Origin of the sequence: Fibrobacter succinogenes subsp. succinogenes S85, from assembly GCF_000146505.1 — a bacterium.
Lineage (GTDB): Bacteria > Fibrobacterota > Fibrobacteria > Fibrobacterales > Fibrobacteraceae > Fibrobacter > Fibrobacter succinogenes.
The window spans coordinates 1232434-1253727 of the sequence record NC_017448.1; the positions used below are offsets into that span (position 1 = coordinate 1232434).

Genomic DNA, 21294 nt, shown 5'->3' on the forward strand with positions numbered 1-21294 from the left:
AACAGGTATTGGAACTTGCGTTCCAGATTTACTCCTTAAAGGAGGTAATCCAGCCGCACCTTCCGGTACGGCTACCTTGTTACGACTTAGCCCCAGTCAAAGGTCTTGCTTTAGGCGCTTGCACGACTTAGAGCACTCCCTTCTCCCATGGCTTGACGGGCGGTGTGTACAAGGCCCGGGAACGTATTCACCGTGGTGTGCTGACCCACGATTACTAGCGATTCCAGCTTCACGGAGTCGAGTTGCAGACTCCGATCCGAACTGAGGACGGCTTTGAGGATTGGCTCCGCCTCGCGGCGTTGCGACCCATTGTACCGACCATTGTAGCACGTGTGTAGCCCAGGATGTAAGGGCCATGAGGACTTGACGTCATCCACACCTTCCTCCGGGTTGTCCCCGGCAGTCTCTCCAGAGGGCCCCCTTGCGGGTGGCAACTGGAAACGTGGGTTGCGCTCGTTGCGGGACTTAACCCAACATCTCACGACACGAGCTGACGACAGCCATGCAGCACCTGTGCGGAACGTTGCATTGCTGCAAAACGGCGATCTCTCGCCGCGGCGTTCCCATGTCAAACCCTGGTAAGGTTCTGCGCGTTGCTTCGAATTAAACCACATGCTCCACCGCTTGTGCGGGCCCCCGTCAATTCCTTTGAGTTTCATACTTGCGTACGTACTCCCCAGGCGGCATACTTAACGCGTTGGCTACGGTACCCGGGGGAACCCCCGGACACCCAGTATGCATTGTTTACGGTGCGGACTACCAGGGTATCTAATCCTGTTTGCTACCCGCACTTTCGAGCCTCAGCGTCGATGAGTCCCCAGCAGGCTGCCTTCGCCATCGGTGTTCTTCCTGATCTCTACGCATTCCACCGCTACACCAGGAATTCCGCCTGCCCCTGAACTATCCAAGAGATCCAGTTCGGACTGCAGAGCCGGGGTTGGGCCCCGGGATTGTACAATCCGCTTGAATCTCCGCCTACGCTCCCTTTACGCCCAGTAATTCCGAACAACGCTTGCACCCCTCGTATTACCGCGGCTGCTGGCACGAAGTTTGCCGGTGCTTCCTCTCAAGGTACATTCAATCCCGCCCGGAGGCGGGCCTTATTCCCTCATGACAGTGGTTTACACACCGAAATGCTTCTTCCCACACGTGGCGTTGCTGCATCAGGGTTTCCCCCATTGTGCAATATTCCCTACTGCTGCCTCCCGTAGGAGTCTGGGCCGTATCTCAGTCCCAATGTGGCCGATCACCCTCTCAGGCCGGCTACCGATCGTCGCCTTGGTGGGCCGTTGCCCCGCCAACTAGCTAATCGGACGCAAGCTCATCCCATACCGATAAATCTCTAGTCAACCCTCCATGCAGAGGGCCACTCTCCTGGACATTAACCGCGCGTTGGCACGGGTATTTCCTGATATGGGGCAGATTGCTTACGCGTTACTCACCCGTTCGCCGCTTGACATTGCTGTCTCGCTCGACTTGCATGTATAAGACACGCCACCAGCGTTCGTTCTGAGCCAGGATCAAACTCTTCATTGATTTTTAAATAGTCTGTCCTGTTTTTCGTAAATGGCGATACTTAAAGTATCGCTTAAATCTTCGGCTCGGTCATGCCCAAGCAAGCTTGGTCGCGACTCTCGCCTCTTGATTAATTGACTTCCAAGAAATTTTCTTGGGCCGTCACTAAGCACATCTCCGATTCCTTCAATCTTCCCGAAAGTCTCGCGGGCTTTCGTCTCTCGTTCAGGTCGTTTTGGGTGACCCGTCCGAGGGTGAGACCAATTATAGAATTTTCAGGAATAAAAACAAGGGGTCATTGGCAAAAAAATTCACTTTTTTTCACTTTTTTTGATAAAAACGGGTTGTCTTCCGGTTCTACATCATGATATTCACATTCTATTCACCACTTTTTTTAGAAGCACTCCAAAAGAAAAAGGGCAATTTGCCCTTTTCAAGTTCATTTTTTAGAGAAAAATTTTTTGAATAGTTCTAAAAACACCCTTTTTAAGGGGTAACCACCCTATTATGGATACATTCCAGAGGGTTCGCACAAGTATCCAAGTCCACTTCAGTCGATTTTACCTGCCAGCGGAACCACGTCAACTGTCTTTTGGCATAATTTCGAGTCTTTCGCTTGACTTCTTCGAGGACTGATCGCACTTGATTGCCGTCTTTTGCACACAAAAGTTCTTTATAGCCAAGGCTCTGCCATGCAGGAGCTTCTAACGGCACCTTTTTAGCAAGTTCATGAATTTCATCAAGCCAGCCATCCGCCATCATCTGGTCCACGCGGGCATCAATCCGCGCATAAAGATTTTCGCGGCTACGATTCAGCCAGAACACAGGCAACACCCCTACTCCACCTTCACGTTCCTTTTGCCATTCCGAGAGCTTGCGGCCTGTCAGCTGAAACACTTCCAAAATGCGTATAATGCGCTGGACATTGTTTTCTTCAACTTTCTCCATCGCTTCAGGATCCACCTGTTTCGCTTTTTCGTACAAACTTTTACTACCAAATTTAATAGCATCGTCTTCAAACGATTTACGAACAGACTCTTCAATTTTTGGGATCTGCGGAAGTCCAAGCATTAAGGACTGGAGATAAAGGCCCGTTCCCCCAACTAAGATATAGTTCTGATTCGGGTTTGCAGACAAAAGCTTTTTAACATTCGTGCAAAAGTCACCAGCAGAAAACACCTTACACGGATCAAGAAAATCAACCATATGGTGTTTTACCCTAGCCATGTCTTCTAACGAAGGCTGAGCTGTGCCAATAGCAAAATCCTTGTAGATTTGGCGCGAATCAACACCGATGATTTCGGCATTAAAGCGTTCCGCCAGTTCCAGTGAAAGGCGAGACTTGCCAACACCGGTAGCTCCAACAAGTGCAAATAGAATAGGCATGCGCTCAATGTAGTTATATTTATAGACGAAATGATAAAGCTTAAACACATTGTCGCACTTTTTTTAGCACTGGGGATTTTCGCTGGTTTGTCTTTTTTCTTGAACAACCAGGACAAAGCGCACCAAATTCTTGACAAGCTTGAGGAAGCTTCTGGAATGCGCGAAGAAGAACCATCTTCAGATGAACAAGATACAACGGCTTTTGAGCAAAGACTAAAGGACGAAATAAAGATTATCTCGTCTAGCTACTCAAAACGCAGCAAGCGCACCATTTGGACACTTGCTCGTGGAGAGACTATCGTCATCTATCTTTTGAAAGCTCAGAAATTTGTCAACAAACACGGTGGCAAAGTTCTTTTGATGGAAGAACTCAACGACAACCCCAATGCCTACCAATCCGCAAAGGTTGACTTGCTAACGCCATCAGGCGATTCGCTCAACCTGATTCTCCAGATTTCTGACAATATATTCATGAACAACGCATCGCTTTTGTCAGTAGCTTTCGAGACAACAAGCATTTCTCCAGAAATAATTTCTAAGCTTAACAGCCTTGACTTCCCGTTTGACTTATTGATTCCTCCTTTCGGTTTGAACGAATCATTTTACAAAGACTTGGATAAAATCCACAACAAAGAAATCGTCCTTTGGTTAGCCATGGAGTCGACCAAGTTGAACCAGGTTCACAACAAATTGCACCCACTCCGCATCCACCACACTGCAGAACAAATTGAAGAAACAATTGACTCCGCCAAAAAGGTGCTCCCAAGTGCGGCAGGCATCGCTACACGTTACGGAGAGCAGGCCGTCAAGCACAAACAACTTTTGCAGGCCATTCTGAAGCCAACCGACAAATACAACATGTGGTTTATGGACCTTTCCAAAGAAGACAGGACAGTTGTTCCTCAGACCTGTAAAGACCTTAAAATCACATGTAAAATAGCATTCCCTTACAACCCAGAAAACAGCTCCGTCGAGGACTACGTCCACCAGAAGCTCAGGGAAGCCCCCAAAAGCGGCATATCGATAATGATACTCCCGCTCACGGAACAAAATTTGTCTAAAATTGAGGATATCGCCAAGAAAGCAGCCAAGCAAGGCACTACCCTCGTAGAACTTTCAACGTTATTAAATTCCAAATAGGAGAGTCTATGTCTACCAAACTCGGTGTTAACGTGGACCACATTGCAACCATTCGTGAGGCCCGTAAAGGCAAAGAACCCGATCCTGTGGCCGCAGCCATGATTGCCGAACTCGCAGGTTGCAACGGGATTACCGCCCACCTCCGTGAAGACAAGCGCCACATCCAGGACCGCGACATCAGGCTCCTCCGCGGAACCGTGACCACTAAGTTGAATTTGGAAATGGCTCCGACGCAGGCCATGGTGCAGTTCGCCATCAACCGCCAGCCGGACATGGTGACGCTCGTGCCGGAAGTCCACACCGAACTTTCGACAGAAGACGGCTTGAACGTTTCTGCTAAGATTGACGAGCTTGCAAAGTACATCATGACGCTCAGAAACAACGATATCCAAGTGAGTGTGTTCATTGATGCCGAAACAGAACAGGTCAAGGCTGCCAAGAAGGTCGGCGCAAACTACGTTGAGTTCAACACAGGCAAATACGCAACCGCATTTGAACTCGGCAGCCGCGAAGAAGTCGATCGTGAAATTTCAGCATTGCAGGACATGACAGTGCTCGCCCACAAGTATGGCTTGAACGTGCTCGCCGGTCGCGGACTCAACTACAGAAACGTAGAAGCAGTCGCTCAGATTGACGGTATTGATGAAATCATCATCGGTCACAGCATCGTAAGCCGCGCCGCACTCGTCGGCATGGAACGCGCAGTAAAAGAAATGATTGAAGCTATTAGGGGTTAATAGTCCCTATATTCCACGTTTTCGAGGACAAGCCCCTGCGGGGGCGCCCACGTGCGTTCGCCTTTGAAATTTTTCTCAAAAATCTGGTTGACCGTCCCCTCGGGATAGCGGCCTCGACCAACATCAAAAAGCGTCCCGACCATCGCACGCACCTGACGGTGCAAGAAGCGGTTCCCTTTGATGTGGAACATGCAGCTCCAGTCGTTCAAGCGTTCCAAGCGGAACTCGCTCAACGTGCAAAGTGTTGATTTTCCATCATTACGCGGGATGCAAAAATCAATAAAATCGTGTTCGCCAAGGAAAGACTGAGCCTCGCGGCCCATCGCCTCGATATCCAAATTCAGCGAACCACACTCCCAGCCAAAGTCACGCATCAGCGCCACCGGGCGCGTAAATATCGTGTACTGGTAATAACGTAAAACGGCATCGTAGCGGGCATTGAAGTCTGAAGCACAAGGCTCTAGATCACGAATGCGAATCAAGCGCTTGGTAAGCCCGTTCACAGAACGGACAACCTTCTGCGGGTCTAGTTCACCATCAAAATCAAAGTGGACACACTGGCCGCGGGCATGGACACCCGTATCTGTTCGGCCCGACCCCACCACGCGGATGGGCGCACGTAACGCCGTAGACAACGCCTCTTCGAGCGTTGACTGTACGGTTACAAAGCGGAGCTTGCCGCCACAATTTTGTTCTTGCCAGCCGTAAAAGGCGCTGCCTAGATATTCACAACGAAAGCGGTAACGCATTAGTTACCTGCTTCTACAGCTTCCTTGATAACAGCCTCGACCTTAGCCTGAGGAATCTTCAACTTCGAAGCAATAGCCGAAGCCGGGAAACCTCTGCGAGACATCTGCAAAATCTTGCTGTTCACCGAAGATTCGCGATCAAAGCGGTTCATCTCAAGCGGATGGGCAACAGCTGTTGCAACAACTTCAGGCTTTGGCGCAGCTGCCGGAGCAGCGGGCTTAACCTTGGTGCGGTCGTGATGTAGCACATCAGAAAGCGACTGCATGGCAGACGTGATGCGTTCTCTCGCCGTCGGGCGGAGAACCGTTCTACCGTTAAACGGAGACGTTAAAATTCGATTTTCAGGAACGCCATGTTCATCTTCGAAAGCAGCCTTCGCGGAGTTCACGTTCGAAGCATTTGCGTTGGACGCATTCAAGTTCGTTGCACTCTGGTCAACTGGATTTGCGGCAGCAGCAACCTTTGTTTGAAGTTCCATCGTTTCACGACGCTTGGCAGCAAATTCCTCAGCTTCGTCAATAATAGACTTCTTGGGAGCATGGACGCGCGGAGTCAAAACCGTTTCTGTATCATCCACTGAAGGCATTTCCCCAGTTTCTCTCGATTTGGCAAGAGCTTCCATCATGCGGGTTTCAACAATTTTTTTGCGATGGATAAGCACAAGGACAAGAACTACAGAGCAAAGGAGCACGGCAAGCGTGCCGCCGATAATCCAAAGCCAAACGCCACCAGAGAAGCCGCCCACATTTTCTTCAGGAGTTTCGGCCTCGTCAGCGGTATTCGTACGCATAGCCGAAAGATCTTCCCAGGCATTGGCAAGCTCATCGCGAATTTTCACCTGGGCATCTACATTGCCCTGGGAATTCCACAGAGCCACCTCCAAGGAATCAATCTTGGCGCGAGTCTGCATGTACCGGCTAACGTCAAAAGAGGAGGACGAGCCAGAAAAATCAACCTTGAGGTAAACAATTAAGGCGCAAGCCAAGACAAAAAGAACAACTGGAGCAGCGTATTTCTTCATGCCCGAAAATTTAGCAATAAAACCCTTTTCGTTTTCAAAGTTTGACACTGAACAAAACCTCTTTTTTACATACCTAATATTAATTGTAGCAAATTTACAACAGCCCATTGAGAACTTCACAACACTTTTCAACACGAATATGACGAAAAACACATTAATGAGCCAAACTTTAAATACCTTTATGTTCAAGAACTCTTTGTTCTCCTCCTAACCCCAAAAGAAACACTTTAGCCCCAACAGCTAAAGTGTTTTTTTGTTTTTACCGCCTTTGAACCCCAATCATTCCAATTTATACGGTCAATAATTGCACTTTTTCGCTTGCAATTGCGCCAAACGCGACTTTTTCCGAAAAGTTTTTATAGTTTCAAGCTATGCAACCGCAAGCACTTAGATTGTCCCGCATTACGATTTCGAATCTCCGCTCTATCCAGCGCGAGACTTTTCCGCTTAGTGATTTTACCGCTCTGATTGGCTACAATAACGCCGGAAAAACGAATATCTTGATGGGAATCCGCTGGTTGCTCGCCAATTTTTCGCTGGACATCTCGTATTTTGATGACCCGAACCACCCCGTAGAAGCGGAAGGGCTTTTTGAGGGCATTACCGAGCAGGTTTTGAACCGTCTTGGAGAAGAAAAAGCGGCCGAAGTAGAGCCGTTCCTCTCGGGAACAACGCTCCGCGTCAAGAAAGTGCAGCGAATCCCGGGTGAACTCCCCGGCAATATTGAATTTTGGGCATTCTGCCCGCCAAACGGCAAGCGCAAAGGCAAAGACTGGGTACGCGTCAACGACAAGTTTACCGCAGCCTTTAATCGCATGTTCCCGGAATCCATCGCTATTTGGGATTTTGAGGGGAACCAGGCCTATACCAAGCTCATGCACGAGATTTTCAAGCCTCTCGAGCGCAAGTTTGGTGGCGAATTGAGCCAGGTCATCGAGCAGTTTACAGAACTGCTCTCCCCCGGAAGCGACTGCCAGGCCGAAGAAATCAAGGCTTTTGATAAAGAAGTCAACTCGGCGCTCCGTCCGCTATTCCCGAGCGTTCGCGTGGAGCTCAACATTCCCGTGCCGACTCTCGAGACATTCCTCAAGAGCGCAACGATTAAAGTCGTCGACGAAGATGACGGTTTTGAACGCGATATTTCGCGCATGGGTGCAGGTTCGCAGCGCGCCATCCAGATGGCACTTATCCGCTACCTCGCCGAAATCAAGAAGCACCACAACAATCACTACCTGAGCCGCAAGCTTTTATTGATTGATTCGCCGGAACTCTTTTTGCACCCGCAAGCGGTTGAGCTCGTGCGCGTGGCATTGAAGAACCTTTCGAACGAAGGCTATCAAGTCATTTTTGCAACGCATTCCGCACAAATGGTCACGAGCGAAGACGTGAGCACGTCTCTCTTGATTCGCAAGAACAGGGAACGCGGCACGTTCATGCGCAAGCGAATGGAAGATGCCGTTCGCCAAGTCGTGAAAGACGCACCGAGCCAGTTGCAAATGCTTTTTAGTTTGTCTAACAGCAATGAGCTTTTGTTTGCCGACTACGTGCTACTCACCGAAGGTAAAACGGAATGGCGCGTGCTGCCAGCGCTTTTCGAGCGCATCACCGGGCAATCTTTTGCGCTCATCAAGTGTGCGCTCGTGCGTCAAGGCGGCGTAAGCAACACCCGCAAGAGTATGCAGGTTTTGAGCGCGATGGACATTCCCGTGCGTGCGATTGTCGATTTGGACTACGCATTTACCACGGCAACACGCGACGGATTCTTGAGCGCCAACGACCCGGACATTACGGAATGCCGCAACTTGTTCCGCGAGCTCGCTTGCCACAACCATTTACGTTTGGTAAACGGCCTCCCCGTCAACAAGCACAGCAACATCAGTGCTTCTACAGCGTATGCGATGATGGCATCTATGCCAGAAGCCGAACGCCCCATCCGCAATATCCACAACAAACTTTGCGAGCAAGGCATTTGGGTCTGGACACGCGGCGCGATTGAAGAACACCTCGGACTAAACGGCAAAAACGAGATGGTGTGGCGAAACTTCATTGAACGCAGCAAGTCCAAGAACTTTGTGCAGACGCTCCCCGACTACGATGGCATTGAAGCCTTGTGTCAATGGATTATCAACGGGAGCCGCGGGCAATTCTAAAAAATTCACAGCGAAGCAAAAAAAAGGAGTGCGCATTTCTGCGACACTCCTTTTTTTGTAATGGAGACGACAAGTTAGATGTTGTCGATAATCGCGTTGAACGCTTCGACGGGGCGCATCCACTTCTTGAGAAGTTCTGCCTTCGGGACATAGTAACCACCGATGTCGGCGGGCTTACCCTGTTCGGCAGCGAGAGCGGCGACAATCTCCGTTTCCTTTGCGGAGAGAGCAGCGGCGATCGGAGCGAACTTGCCGGCGAGTTCTGCATCGTCCTTCTGGGCGGCGAGAGCCTGAGCCCAGTAGAGAGCGAGGTAGAAGTGGGAACCACGGTTGTCGAGTTCACCGATCTTACGAGCCGGCGTGCGGTTGAATTCGAGAATCTTGCCGTTGGCAGCATCGAGCGTATCGGCCAAGACCTTAGCCTTCTTGTTGCCGTCCTTCAGCGCGACCTGTTCGAATGCAGGCACGAGTGCGAAGTATTCACCGAGAGAATCCCAGCGGAGGTAGTTTTCGGCGAGGAACTGTTGCACCTGCTTCGGAGCAGATCCACCTGCACCCGTTTCATAAAGGCCACCACCAGCCATAAGCGGCACGATGGAGAGCATCTTTGCAGAAGTACCGACTTCGAGAATCGGGAAGAGGTCCGTGAGGTAGTCACGCATCACGTTACCCGTCACGCCGATAGTATCGAGGCCAGCCTTGGCACGCTTCATCGTTTCGACGATAGCCTTGCGCGGGCTCATAATCTTGATGTCGAGACCCTTGAGGTCATGTTCCGGCAAGTAAGCTTCGACCTTCTTCTGAATTTCACGGTCGTGAGCGCGTTCCGGATCAAGCCAGAAGATTGCCGGAGTATTCGAGAGGCGAGCGCGCGTTACAGCGAGCTTGACCCAGTCACGCACCGGAGCGTCCTTGGCCTGGCACATGCGGAAAATATCGCCAGCAGCGACTTCCTGCTGCAAGAGGACTTCGCCCTTGCTGTTTACAGCGCGAATAACGCCCTTGCCCTTTGCGACAAACGTCTTGTCGTGGCTGCCGTATTCTTCGGCACCCTGAGCCATAAGGCCCACGTTCGGCACAGTACCCATAGTCTTCGGGTCGAATGCGCCGTTCTGCTTGCAGAATTCAATCGTTTCGTCGTAGATTCCAGCGTAGCAGCGGTCCGGAATGCAGGCGACAACTTCTTGAAGCTTGCCTTCCTTGTTCCACATGCAGCCGGAATTGCGGATCATTGCCGGCATCGAAGCGTCGATAATCACGTCGCTCGGCACATGCAAATTCGTAACGCCCTTGGCAGAATCGACCATGGCGAGGTCCGGGCCTGCGGCGAGAGCGGCGTCGATAGCAGCCTTGACTTCGGCTTCCTTGGCATTGCCTTCGAGGCGCTTGAACAAGTCACCGAGACCGTTGTTGGCATCGATTCCGAGTTCCTTAAAGAGGTCTGCGTACTTCGTGAACACGTCCTTGAAGAACACGCGGACAAAAGCACCGAACAGCACCGGGTCAGAGACCTTCATCATCGTGGCCTTGAGATGCACGGAGAAGAGGAGGCCCTTGGCCTTGGCTTCGGCCATTGCATTGGCGATGAACTTTTCGAGAGAAGCCATGCGCATGACGGTAGCGTCGATGATTTCGCCCTTGAGGAGCGGCTTTGCAGCACGGAGTTCCGTTACGGCACCAGCTTCATCGACAAATTCAATCTTGAAGGAGTCGGCTTCGGCCATCGTGATGGACTTTTCGTTACCGTAGAAGTCATCGGCCTGCATGCTAGCAACATAAGTCTTCACGGATTCGTTCCACACGCCGTTGCTATGCGGATTGTTGCGGGCATAGTTCTTGACTGCGTTAGGTGCGCGACGGTCAGAATTGCCCTGACGAAGCACCGGGTTCACAGCGGAGCCCTTCACCTTGTCGTAACGGGCGCGGATAGCCTTTTCTTCGTCGTTGGCAGGAGCATCCGGATAGTCCGGGAGGGCGTAGCCGTTCTTCTGGAGTTCGGCGATGGCGGCCTTGAGCTGCGGCACCGAGGCAGAAATGTTCGGGAGCTTGATGATGTTTGCATCCGGTTCAAGCGTGAGCTTGCCGAGGAATGCGAGGTCATCCGTCACCGGCTTGCCTGCAAACGTCGTACCTGCCGGGAGCGTGTCCGCGAAAGCGGCAAGAATGCGGCCCGGCAAGGAGATGTTCTTAGTTTCGACATCGATATCTGCGGTCTTTGCGAAAGCAGATACGATAGGAAGCAAAGACTGAGTCGCCAAGAACGGAGACTCGTCCGTAAGGGTGTAATAGATTTTAGTATTCATACGCCCCTAAGATAGAAAATAGCTCATGAAAGTTAAGTTCTGTATCCTAGAAACGGGCTATTCTTTACCAACCAGTTCTAAATATCTATCTTCACCAAAATGTTCAATAAACGCCTCTTTACCACCATATAATTCCAAATATCTATCCGTTTCAAACTTCGAAAACCATTCTTCATAATAGGTGGACCCATCAAACGAAATTGTCCATTCACCATAAGGTTCTATTTTTTCAAGAGTTTCCGGCTTGTCGCAATTCCAATTATCGCTCACATAAGTCGTTTTAACAATGGGGCGATTCATAACATCCCAATCAGGAGAATTCAGCAACAAAATCATCGAATAGTGGACAGTCGTATCTTCAGGGCAATTTCCACTTTTCACAATATCCGTCACGTAAATTCCGTTTGCATCAAAATTTGTTACAAAATGTCCCTTTGCCCCAACATCTTTCAGAACGATGATGTAGAAAATTTCCGGGGGATACCACTTGAGTCCCTCTAATCCAGCAGCCGGATAAGTCGCCAGATTCGGGAAGAATTCAGCCACCAAGGAATCAGGCAATACATAAACACCCTCTTTGCGATATGCATCTGCATTTTTAGTATCGGGCAATGTGTTATAAGCGTAGCCTAAGCTACTAAGATGCTTGAGAGCGATTTCGTCATCTTCTCTTTCTTGATAAACAAAGTTATTGCAATCATCTAACCCTACCGTACTATCAATTATCGAGAATTGCCATCTATAAGCATACATGGAATGCTTTTGAGCCCTACTCCATTCATATACCAATTCGCCAATCCTACTCAAGCTATCTCTAGACAAACTATCAGAATAAGGGTCATGGTAGACATAATTTTCATCATCGTATGGAGCGTACTTTATAGAATCCTCAAGGCACTGAATTTTATACCCTTCGGTATAAGAATTCAATACTTCATCAGGAGTTTTACCTTCAGGAATAAAAGATGCACAAGCTAAACTCAATTGATTCATATTACAGCCATCTCCAAAATCCATGAAAAGGCCGTTTGATGCATTGCAAGACTGCTTGAATTCTTTTAAGTATTCACCACAAGAGACGCCATACCCAAAAAACTGATTGAATGAAGTCATGCCAATCGATTTTATAACAACAGGAACGCCATCCACATCAGTAATTTTAGCATCAACAACCGTTTCATTGCGGTGAGTACCCAAATAATCATCTGCAAGGCACCTTTTTTCTTCAAATTTGGAACCTTCCCATTTACATCTATGATTGTGTTCATCGTATGACATCGCGAGAAAAACACCTTTTTGATCTTTTCCATTTTCTTGCTTATATGTCACAACATCACAAACCTTACGCCCGTCTTTACTTGGATAACTGAAAACCTGATCGTTCTTGACGCTATACGGACGCGTATTGAAATATTCAATATAACGGTGATCAATCTTTGTTATATCAGAACCAAAAATGGCTTTTAAAGAATCAACTTTCGTTGAATCCACCAATGTGTATAGCGATTTCGCCAAAATGGTTTTCTGCGCTTCAGTCAGCTCAGCCATCGGCGATGTGCTCGGTTCCGTTGTCGCCCCTGTAACATCAGGAGTCGTCGATACCTCCGCACAAGACACCCAAAAAGCGGCAAGTCCACTCACGATTATTTTATTAGCTCTCATCATCTCATTCCTCCTTCCCTTTTGTAAGCGGGAAAAGTTGTATATTCAATCGATAAACTTTATCGTATTCTTTTTCTTTTGCTGCCATGGCAACCACCTGCTGCCGGAGCGTTTCAAGTTTTTGCACAAGCCATTGGTACGTCTCTTCGGAGATACCTAGCGTTACACCCGCGATGTGGCGTTTTTCGGGCGGAATTTCGTCAATGGCTTCTGTTGCAAGCTTTGACATTTGACGGTTCATGGAACGCAGCGCCAACGGAATCGCTTCGGAAGATCCCGTCACGACCTTTTCGGTCTGCACGTATGTATCTTCACCAACTTTCTTGAGAAATTCCGCATGGCACATAAAGTCGAGCGAATGGCGAACCTCGGCAGCACTCACAACTGGATAACACTTACGCGCCAGTTCCAGCGGTTTTGCCCCCGGCATTATGGGGGCAAGTTCGCGCAGCACCGGGTTCACCCACGATTCGAAATACTTGAACGCCTCAGCATCGACGACTCGCAAGCGGTTTTCTTTTGCAATTTTCTGCATTTCGTTAAACGCCTGAATTTTGCTTGCATCGTTTTTGGCATCGCCAAAACGTTCCATCGCTAGGAAATAATCGCGGTCTGCGCCAGCAAGCTCCATGGCATCGGCCACTTTTTCGACGCCTGTTTTGCTCAAGCGGCTTTTGCCCTCGCACACGAGCTGCATAAAGTTTGGCGAAGTGAACCCCGCCAATTTGGAGAATTCACGCCACGAGAACAAAGAACTGCGTTTGCGTTCTTCGTAGAAGTCCCGCATGAATTCTCGGTAGTCTTGATATTCGGTTATTGGTTTCATACCTATAAATTAGATTTTGCGGTATAACCTTGCAATAGATTTTATTATACAAAATCAAGATTTTTAAAGAAATTTCAGCAATTTTTAGATTTCATAAAAATTTTTATAAAAATATTATACAGAGTGTATTATAAATTCAAGATGGCGATGCAGTCCCCATACGCGGATCATGACCACGTAAGAGCTAAAGCTCTAAGTGGTCAAAGAGAACGGAGTCCGGCATGACAAAAAGCAGAGACCGGGGTGACAACGCGACCGGTCCCATTGTCCAAAGACAACACTTAAAAGAAATTCATAACAAAAAACGGTCTATTATAATGTAGATTATAGAGGTGGTGTGGGTTAAAAAACTCTTCTATAGGTTTTTTATGAAGAATTTTGGGTTTGGTAACTACAAGTTTTTTGTAGCGGCAATGTCTGTCGCGTCCTTTTCGTTTGCTGCCACTTACACACCGCCAGCGACAGCCGTATCGAAAATCAATAGCTATCGCGGCTATTCGGAGCTGACCTCGGCGGCATCCGGCATGGATATCGACCAGTACACCTACAACATGACCACTTGGCAAATCGCAAACGGCGGTTTTTACAAAGCCATGGCCGACAAGTATAAAAGCGCGTATGGCGGCGGTCAAAAATCCGAATGGCGTGCACAGGGCGGGGCCGACCTCGGCACTATCGACAACAACGCCACCGTTCAAGAAATGCGTTTGCTCGCCGTGCGTTACAAAGAAACGACGAACAACAATTACAAATCCGCATTTAAGACAAGTTTCAATAAAGCCGTCAATTTTCTTTTGACCATGCAGCGCTCCAAAGGCGGGCTTCCGCAAGTTTGGCCCAAGCGCGGCAACTATTCCGACCAAATCACGCTGAATGACAACGCCATGATCCGCGCCATGGTGACTATGATGGACATTGCGAACAAAACATCGCCTTTTGATTCGGACATTATCGACGACGCCACCCGCAGCAAAATGAAATCGGCTCTCAACAAAGCAGTTGATTATTTGCTCAAGGCTCAAATCGTGAATGACGGAAAGGTCACGGTCTGGTGCGCTCAGCATGACACCAACAGCCTCGCCCCCGTAGGCGCACGAGCCTACGAACTCCCGAGCAAATCCGGCAACGAATCCATGGGCGTTGTGTGGTTTTTGATGAACTGGCCAGACCAAAACGAAGCAATCCAGAAAGCGGTCAAAGGCGCAATCGCTTGGTACAAAAAGAATAAACTAAAAGACAAGGCGTTTAGCAAGACCGCAGGCGTTGTGGACAAGGCGGGTTCATCGCTGTGGTTCCGCTTTTACGAAGTCAACAACGACAACTACTTTTTCTGCGACCGCGATGGTGCTAGCACCAAGACGCAGGACTTCATGAAAATCAGCGAAGAACGTCGCAAGGGCTACCAGTGGGCAGGCGACTACGGCTCCGCCATTTTAAGCACCGAAAACGCATACCTTGAAGCACTCGCCAAGATGGACGACAACTATGTTCCACCTCCGCCAGCACCAGCTATGTGCGGAAACGACACATGCAAAACGTACATTGACGGTGTAGACTTTATCGACATTCAAGGCGTCAAGGAAACAACCAACACGGGATTCGTTGGCGAAGGTTACGCAAACGTTGACAACTCCACAGGAAGCTATGTGACCTACGGCGTTACCGCATTCAAGGAAGGCAAATACACTTTGTTCATCAGCTTTGCAAACGGCGGCGGTTCTGCACGCGGTTACAGCGTTTCTGCAGGCGATAAGACGCTTATCGCCGACGGCAGCATGGAATCCACCGCAGCATGGACAACATGGAAAGTGCAATCCATCGAAATTGAATTGCCACAAGGCTATAGCGAACTCAAGTTCACAAGCCTTTCGAAAGATGGCATGGCAAACATCGATTACATTGGCTGGATGAGCGAAGACTTGAAAATTGGCGAAGTTGAAGTTCCGCGCACATCTATTGACGCCATGCACTCGGTTCGCAAAGCGCAACCAAGCAACCGCTACTTTGTGGACTTTAGTCGCAATGCAAACGGTGCAGGAGCATACTTTAAGCGAGGCAACAACACGTTCCGCGTGAATGGTAAGGTGAGGTAATATGTTGAATAGTTGGTTTTACAAGTTTGCAGTTTGTATGCCGCTTGCAATGGCGGTGAACGCTTCCGCAATCGCGAAGCACGGTTTTGACTTTGTCCTGGGCGTCGATGGAGACTTCAAGGCGGCAATCGCCAAGGCATCTTCTTCGGGCGCCACCGAATCCAAGCGATTCATTCTCTTTGTGCCAAATGGTGAATACAACATCACCAAGGTCACCGGTGACGAACACGGCAAATCGACATTCAGCGGCTCGAACATATCCATTATCGGCGAATCTGTTGACAAGACGATTATCTGGAATACAACAGATACCGAAGGCATCAGCACAACGGCAACGCTGTACTTCCCCAGCAACAAAAACATGTACATGCAGGACATTACCCTGCAAAACAGAGGCACCTATAACTCTGGCAGCGCTGCACGCCAGGTTGCTCTGCAGCAAAATGCAGGCGACAAGTTCATCTACAAGAACGTGCGTCTTTTGAGCGGTCAAGACACATACTACACCAAGAAAGGTCGCACGTATTGGGAAGGTGGCGAAATTGACGGTACTGTAGACTTTATCTGTGGTGGTGGCGATGTATTTTTCGAAGGCACCAAGCTCGTGATGACGCGCAACGGCGGCTACATTACGGCATCGCAAAACCCTGACACCTGGGGTTACGTTTTCAACAATGCCATCATCGAAGTCAGCAATTCCGGTTTCAACAAGACATTCTATCTCGGGCGTTCTTGGGGCCGCGCAAAAGTGGTCTGGTTGAACACCATCATGCGCGCAGAGCCCAAAGCCGAAGGCTGGGGTCCCGACATGAATTCTGCCCCCGTAGTTTTTGGTGAATACAACAGCAAAAACGGAAGCGGTGGCGCTATCAACACAAGCCAACGCAAAACATATTTTAACGGAGGCAAAGACGCATCGACTGCAACAACACTCAAGACCGTGTGGAATGCAAACGATGCCGCGAAATATACATTGAAAAACGTCTTGGGCGGTAGCGACAACTGGGATCCGACCAAGTTCACAGCACAAGTTTCCGCTCCTAAGATTTCTCAGGAAGGCGCAAACATCATCTGGAACGATGACGACAACGCCATCTGCTGGGCGGTATTCGTGAACGGCAAATACCACAGCAACACCACCACAAATTCCATTGATGTTGGAGGCATTGCCGCAGGCTCCAAAGTTACGGTACGTGCTGCAAATTCCATGGGCGGTCTCGGCGCAAGCTCCAACGAAATCACCGTCCTTGAAGCAAATGTCACCTACTACAACTTAACAATCAATTCTTCTATTGGCGGCTCCGTTATCGCCTCCCCGAATCGCGAAAAAATCGCCGAAGGCACCGCAGTCACGTTTACCGCAGAACCCGCTAGCGGCTGGAAATTCGCAGGCTGGACAGGCAAAAGCGCAAGCGACGCCGGCAGCGAAAGCACTTGGAAAACCACGATGACCAAGAACATCGAACTTGGCGCCATCTTTGAAGCCAAGGGAACGACAACATTCCAGGCGGAAGACGGCATCATTGACAATGCCATCAACGAAAGCACAAACGCAGGTTTTGCAGGCACCGGCTACATCAACTTCGGAACTGGGAAATCGACCGTCCAAGTCCCTGTCTACGTAGAATTTCCCGGCGAATACACAATGGAAATGACATACGCAAACGGTAGCGGCAAAGCACGCAGCCTCGCCTTCGCAGCCCCTGGCACATGCACCGCAGGCGTTGACGGATGCAAAGGCGCCGAAGTCATCTCGTTCGAAGCCACCGACAAGTGGACCACATACCAGACAAAAGAAGCGACTATTACGCTCCCCAAAGGCGCAAGCTACATCACATTCTCCATCGTTGACGGCAATGACGGTCCGAACCTAGACCAAATCAAGCTTACCGAAAAAGACGTTGATAAGGGACCCGTCGCCATTACAAAAATCACCCGCGTCAACACAGCTGTCACCGAATCCCGCATCTACGATACGAACGGAAAACTGGTGCGATACGCAAAAGGGAACGCTAATTTGACCGGCCTTACCCCCGGAATTTACGTCGTCAAGACCTCTGCGCAAGGTTATACCAAACAAAAAATGGTCCAAGTCCGCTAGATTTTATTAATTTTAGGGCATGCTTGGAATTGAACAGAAAAAAGGAAATGACGAACAACTGTGCGGCAGAATGATTGCCTACGCGCGCATTTTGCCCTCCCCCGACGCCGAACCCGCCGAAACCCCGTTTGACGATATGATCAAAAACGGGCTTTTGACGTTGGAAGGCGATTTTCGTCAGGCCGAGCACAAGCCAAGCAGAAGAGAAGTCAACCGCGCCGTCGATGCAAAGTTCAACAACTTTCTCAAGACGATGGAAGAAAACGGCGTGGAACTCCCCGAGAATTTGGACGTCGACGCCATGCGCGAACGCCTCCATGAACTTTCGAACATGGAAGTGATCCCCATACCCGCCCGCATCGGGAACTTCAACAACGAAGAAGATATTCTCAAGGAAGACGCCGACATCTACTACATCGGCGAGTTTATCGGTGCAAACCAGGCGCATTACTGCCTCACGACACTGCCGATTTACTACCAGGCAAAGTATCGCGAACAAGCTAAGCGCAACGAAATGGACATGCTCAACGAAATGCTTTTGCAGTTTGAAGAGGGCGATTTCGTAAACACCGAAGATATCCAGAAAGACACGGAAGAGCTATTCCCGAAGGGCCTTACGCTCAACACGTTCATGGGCGACCTCTCGAAGCTCCTCAACGTACGCGTCATCCCGTTCTTGCTCGCCTGCGAATCCGACAGCGAATACGACACGCAAATCCAGCTTTTCTACGCCTTTATGAAGGGCTATCCCGACCAGAAGGATATCAAGAGAATTGACAAGGCTCTGCGCGAACTCCGCAAGCAAAGCGACTCCATTGAGGCCCGCAACCTGCTTGAACTCAGCTGCAAGCGAATCAACGCAATTTATAACGAAGATTCTCAGCTAGCCAGTGAACTTTTGAAACAAATTGAGACCATAGAAAATTGAGGGGGTTTATATGAAACAAAAATTTCTCGTCGCAATTACTGCAGTTGCGTTTTCTCTTTTAACAGCCTGTGATAACGGCACTTCAAGCGGTGATGTAGTTGCAACTTCATTGAATGATTCCCGTGATGGCCAAATCTACAATATTGTAAAAATTGGCGATCAAGTGTGGATGGCCGAGAACTTGAAGTATGAAATCCCTGTAGCCGCAGGAGAAGAACCAAAAAGTTTCTGCTATAGTGATTCCGAAATTAATTGCGGAATATACGGTCGCCTTTACACATGGGATAATGCAGCAAATATCTGCCCGGAGGGCTGGCATCTCCCGGATACAACGGAATGGAATAAGCTGTTTGACGCAGTGGGTGGCAAACATATTGCGGGAAAAAAACTAAAAGCCGTGAGCAATAAATGGCTTGTAAACAGTGGTACCGATGAATTTGGTTTTGGCGCGTTGCCGGCAGGTTTCAAAAAGACTATCTTAGACGCTTATTTTTTTGACCTGGGCTCGTACGGAAATTTTTGGACCGACGTACAGTCTGCTGGCTCGCATGCTTATCATGTGACGGTGTTCTACGACAAAGATTCAGTAAAATATATAGAAGATCCTAAAGATTTCGCACTTTCTGTTCGCTGCTTAAAGAACTGAGGCTGGTTGTGAAGTCATTCCCGCGAAAGCGGGAATTTTCTTTTTATTATCGCTAGAGCAATAACAATTTCCCTTTGCTCAGTCGCACCGTTACGCTAGAAGAAACACCTCCGCTTGCGCGGAGTATCTTATGATGAAGAACGCTAGATGGGATAACGAAGTTGTGCTGGATTACATTGAGCAGCACGATTCAGAAGCGTTCAAGAAGCATGACGAGAAAGTTCGTAAGGACGACCATTTAACACAAGCAAAGAAGATGCTTGCGGACAATATACCTATTAACGACATTATCAAATACACAGGCCTCTCCAAAGAAGAAATCGAAGGGGTGTAAATAGTAATCCGCAACATTCCTCAAACCATTTTTTAGAGTGCAGCGTTTTGCTGCACTTTTTTTATACAAAAAAAAGAGAAAGGGCTCTAGAAGAGCCCTTTCCTAAGAAGGAGAAAATATTGAGCGGTTTCCAGAACCTTGAACCTATCAGGAGGGGAGCAATGATAAAGTCGTTTCAGGATTTACCTTTCCAACCATTCTCAACACTCTAAATATACCAAATTGATAGGGGTCCGATTCTTTCGTTTTTCTTATTTCTTCACTTAATAAAATTTACCGTTCTTACCTTTTACTACCAATCATAAATTTCACTTTACAATAACCAGCAAAACGATAAGAACAAAGTAATTCTACTCTTCTCTGAAGATGATTTTGCACTTCGGAACGAAACGGAAACCACCGCGACGATGACGTTCGATTTCGAAGTACTTCTTCACACCTTCACTCGGATGTTCCGGATCGTCAGAGCCATTGATATGCAATGACGCGGTTCAACCTGCTCTCGAAGTTCGGACGGAGCGGGTCCATGCAGATAGCCGGATCGCGTTTGATTTCGCGGTTTTCATATTCTTCACGACCAGTCACAGTGTATTCGCGGAGCAAGTTGCGGAGGATTCGAGCCGGAACGTTACGCATGAGGTGCTTGCTGTTCACGGAGATGGAATCATCGCTCTTGTAGTACACGATCGTGACGGAATCGTTCATGGCATCGAGGAGCTGTTCGTGAGCTTTCTGGATCGGAGCCCAGGCAGCAAATTCCTGCTTCACGACAGAGCTCATGAGCTTGAGGAACGGTTCGGAAGCATTCACGTTTGCCTTGAAGTTGAACTCGAGAACGTAAGCCGGAGCGCCGTAGTAGCAATCCTTTTCGATGAGGATAGCGCCGGTCTTCGGGTCGCGGATGTCGGTCAAAGAGCGGACGCAACCAATGCTCTTTTCAACATCGTTCTTCCAGTCAAGGTTGTGTTCCTTGATGCAATCTTCAAATGTTGCATGACGGCCAACAAGTTCACCCTTGATGTACACACCGCCGTCTTCCTTCATTTCGGCGGGGACACGATTTTCAAGAGCTTCTATAAACGAGGTCTGCGTGGCGAGGTAGCTAATGTGTTCGTATGCAGGCGTGTTCAAGAGGAGAGGTCCAATGTTGATCATGCTGCGGATCCAACGCATCGGGTTCGCAGCGAGGACACCCGGAGTCTCGAACTGGAACGTGAAGTCCACCCTGCGGTTGCCGTCAATAACATCGTTACGGAGGATGCTAGCCTTCGTAAGGAACGGGTAACGTTTCGGAATGATTTCCAAGCAGAGTTCGCGAGCATCTTCAGCAGAGTAGAACGAAGAGACGAACGGCAAGTAGGAGCGGAGAACGCTACGAGCAGGGACGGCTTCAAATGCGGCGCAACGCTTCACAATGCGTTCAATGAATTCATCAGGATTTTCACCGCGTTCGTACAACCACGCGACGATGTTGTCCATTATGAAACGGTAAGCGCTTTCATCTACGTATGAATCTTCGAAGTACAAATCATTTAGAAGTTTCACGTTGAATCGTGAATCTCGTTTGACCAAGGTCAAAATGTCCTTGACCGGGTAAGACATCAGTAATTCAATGTGTGCTAGCTGAAGGAATAGATTTGAAACCATTTCACTCACCTCACTTGTTCATAAAAATTCATTAGCTATATTTATAATATAGCAA

At 48.9% G+C, this 21294-nt stretch carries 16 protein-coding genes and 1 rRNA gene; 8 read left to right on the top strand and 9 right to left on the bottom strand.

Going from position 1 to position 21294, the window contains the following annotated elements; translation table 11 throughout:
• Positions 1–37: 37 nt before the first annotated feature.
• Positions 38–1536 (bottom strand): 16S ribosomal RNA (locus FSU_RS05255).
• Between the two features lie 465 nt (positions 1537–2001).
• Positions 2002–2949 (bottom strand): tRNA (adenosine(37)-N6)-dimethylallyltransferase MiaA, encoded by a 948-nt coding sequence (miaA, locus tag FSU_RS05260; RefSeq protein ID WP_014545443.1) that lies wholly within the window; start codon positions 2947–2949, stop codon positions 2002–2004.
• Between miaA and FSU_RS05265 the strand changes: the two genes are divergently transcribed.
• Together FSU_RS05265 and FSU_RS05270 are read left to right on the top strand one after the other, a co-directional pair.
• Positions 2932–4041 carry a divergent polysaccharide deacetylase family protein gene (locus FSU_RS05265; protein ID WP_014545444.1) on the top strand — a complete coding sequence of 370 codons (1110 nt, stop codon included), beginning with the start codon at positions 2932–2934 and terminating at the stop codon, positions 4039–4041. The two genes, miaA and FSU_RS05265, sit on opposite strands and share 18 nt — an antisense overlap.
• A gap of 8 nt (positions 4042–4049) precedes the next feature.
• Positions 4050–4778, top strand: a complete 729-nt coding sequence (locus FSU_RS05270; protein WP_014545445.1) for a pyridoxine 5'-phosphate synthase — start codon at positions 4050–4052, stop codon at positions 4776–4778.
• Here FSU_RS05270 and truA read toward each other — a convergent pair.
• Together truA and FSU_RS05280 are read right to left on the bottom strand one after the other, a co-directional pair.
• Positions 4775–5527, bottom strand: a complete 753-nt coding sequence (truA, locus tag FSU_RS05275) for a tRNA pseudouridine(38-40) synthase TruA (protein WP_014545446.1) — start codon at positions 5525–5527, stop codon at positions 4775–4777. The two genes, FSU_RS05270 and truA, sit on opposite strands and share 4 nt — an antisense overlap.
• Complete coding sequence (locus tag FSU_RS05280) at positions 5527–6549, bottom strand: hypothetical protein (protein WP_155808708.1); 1023 nt, start codon at positions 6547–6549, stop codon at positions 5527–5529. Before FSU_RS05280 ends, truA begins: the two co-directional genes overlap by 1 nt.
• A 371-nt stretch (positions 6550–6920) precedes the next feature.
• On the opposite strand from FSU_RS05280, the gene FSU_RS05285 reads away from it, so the two are divergent.
• Positions 6921–8699 carry an ATP-dependent nuclease gene (locus tag FSU_RS05285; protein ID WP_014545448.1) on the top strand — a complete coding sequence of 593 codons (1779 nt, stop codon included), beginning with the start codon at positions 6921–6923 and terminating at the stop codon, positions 8697–8699.
• A 74-nt stretch (positions 8700–8773) separates the two neighbouring features.
• Here FSU_RS05285 and FSU_RS05290 read toward each other — a convergent pair whose 3' ends face one another.
• Genes FSU_RS05290 through FSU_RS05300 form a run of 3 tightly spaced genes read right to left on the bottom strand, consistent with a single transcriptional unit; the run spans position 8774 to position 13490 of the window.
• Positions 8774–11002, bottom strand: coding sequence for an NADP-dependent isocitrate dehydrogenase (locus FSU_RS05290; RefSeq protein ID WP_014545449.1), 2229 nt, complete (start codon positions 11000–11002; stop codon positions 8774–8776).
• Between the two features lie 57 nt (positions 11003–11059).
• Positions 11060–12667, bottom strand: a complete 1608-nt coding sequence (locus tag FSU_RS05295) for a hypothetical protein (RefSeq protein ID WP_014545450.1) — start codon at positions 12665–12667, stop codon at positions 11060–11062.
• 1 nt (position 12668) lies between these two features.
• On the bottom strand, positions 12669–13490 hold the full coding sequence (locus FSU_RS05300; protein ID WP_014545451.1) for a TIGR02147 family protein: 822 nt from the start codon (positions 13488–13490) through the stop codon (positions 12669–12671).
• Positions 13491–13858: 368 nt separating this feature from the next.
• On the opposite strand from FSU_RS05300, the gene pelA reads away from it, so the two are divergent.
• The 5 genes from pelA (at position 13859) to FSU_RS05325 (ending at position 19592) form a co-directional block, all read left to right on the top strand.
• Positions 13859–15583: a pectate lyase gene (gene pelA, locus FSU_RS05305; RefSeq protein ID WP_014545452.1), complete on the top strand. Its 1725-nt coding sequence runs from the start codon at positions 13859–13861 to the stop codon at positions 15581–15583.
• A gap of 1 nt (position 15584) precedes the next feature.
• The gene (locus tag FSU_RS05310; RefSeq protein ID WP_014545453.1) at positions 15585–17684 is read left to right on the top strand and encodes a pectinesterase family protein; all 2100 of its coding nucleotides are present in this window, start codon (positions 15585–15587) and stop codon (positions 17682–17684) included.
• Between the two features lie 19 nt (positions 17685–17703).
• Positions 17704–18612, top strand: coding sequence for a hypothetical protein (locus FSU_RS05315; RefSeq protein ID WP_014545454.1), 909 nt, complete (start codon positions 17704–17706; stop codon positions 18610–18612).
• A gap of 10 nt (positions 18613–18622) precedes the next feature.
• The gene (locus tag FSU_RS05320) at positions 18623–19258 is read left to right on the top strand and encodes a fibrobacter succinogenes major paralogous domain-containing protein (RefSeq protein ID WP_014545455.1); all 636 of its coding nucleotides are present in this window, start codon (positions 18623–18625) and stop codon (positions 19256–19258) included.
• A 130-nt stretch (positions 19259–19388) separates the two neighbouring features.
• Positions 19389–19592, top strand: a complete 204-nt coding sequence (locus FSU_RS05325; RefSeq protein WP_014545456.1) for a hypothetical protein — start codon at positions 19389–19391, stop codon at positions 19590–19592.
• A 350-nt stretch (positions 19593–19942) separates the two neighbouring features.
• On the opposite strand, the gene FSU_RS16650 is transcribed toward FSU_RS05325, so the two are convergent.
• Entirely contained in the window at positions 19943–20074 is a 132-nt protein-coding gene (locus tag FSU_RS16650) for a hypothetical protein (RefSeq protein WP_276324414.1), read from the bottom strand.
• A complete protein-coding gene (locus FSU_RS05330) occupies positions 20055–21239 on the bottom strand; it encodes a hypothetical protein (RefSeq protein ID WP_157747932.1) in 1185 nt (394 codons plus the stop codon). Before FSU_RS05330 ends, FSU_RS16650 begins: the two co-directional genes overlap by 20 nt.
• Between the last annotated feature and the right edge of the window lie 55 nt (positions 21240–21294).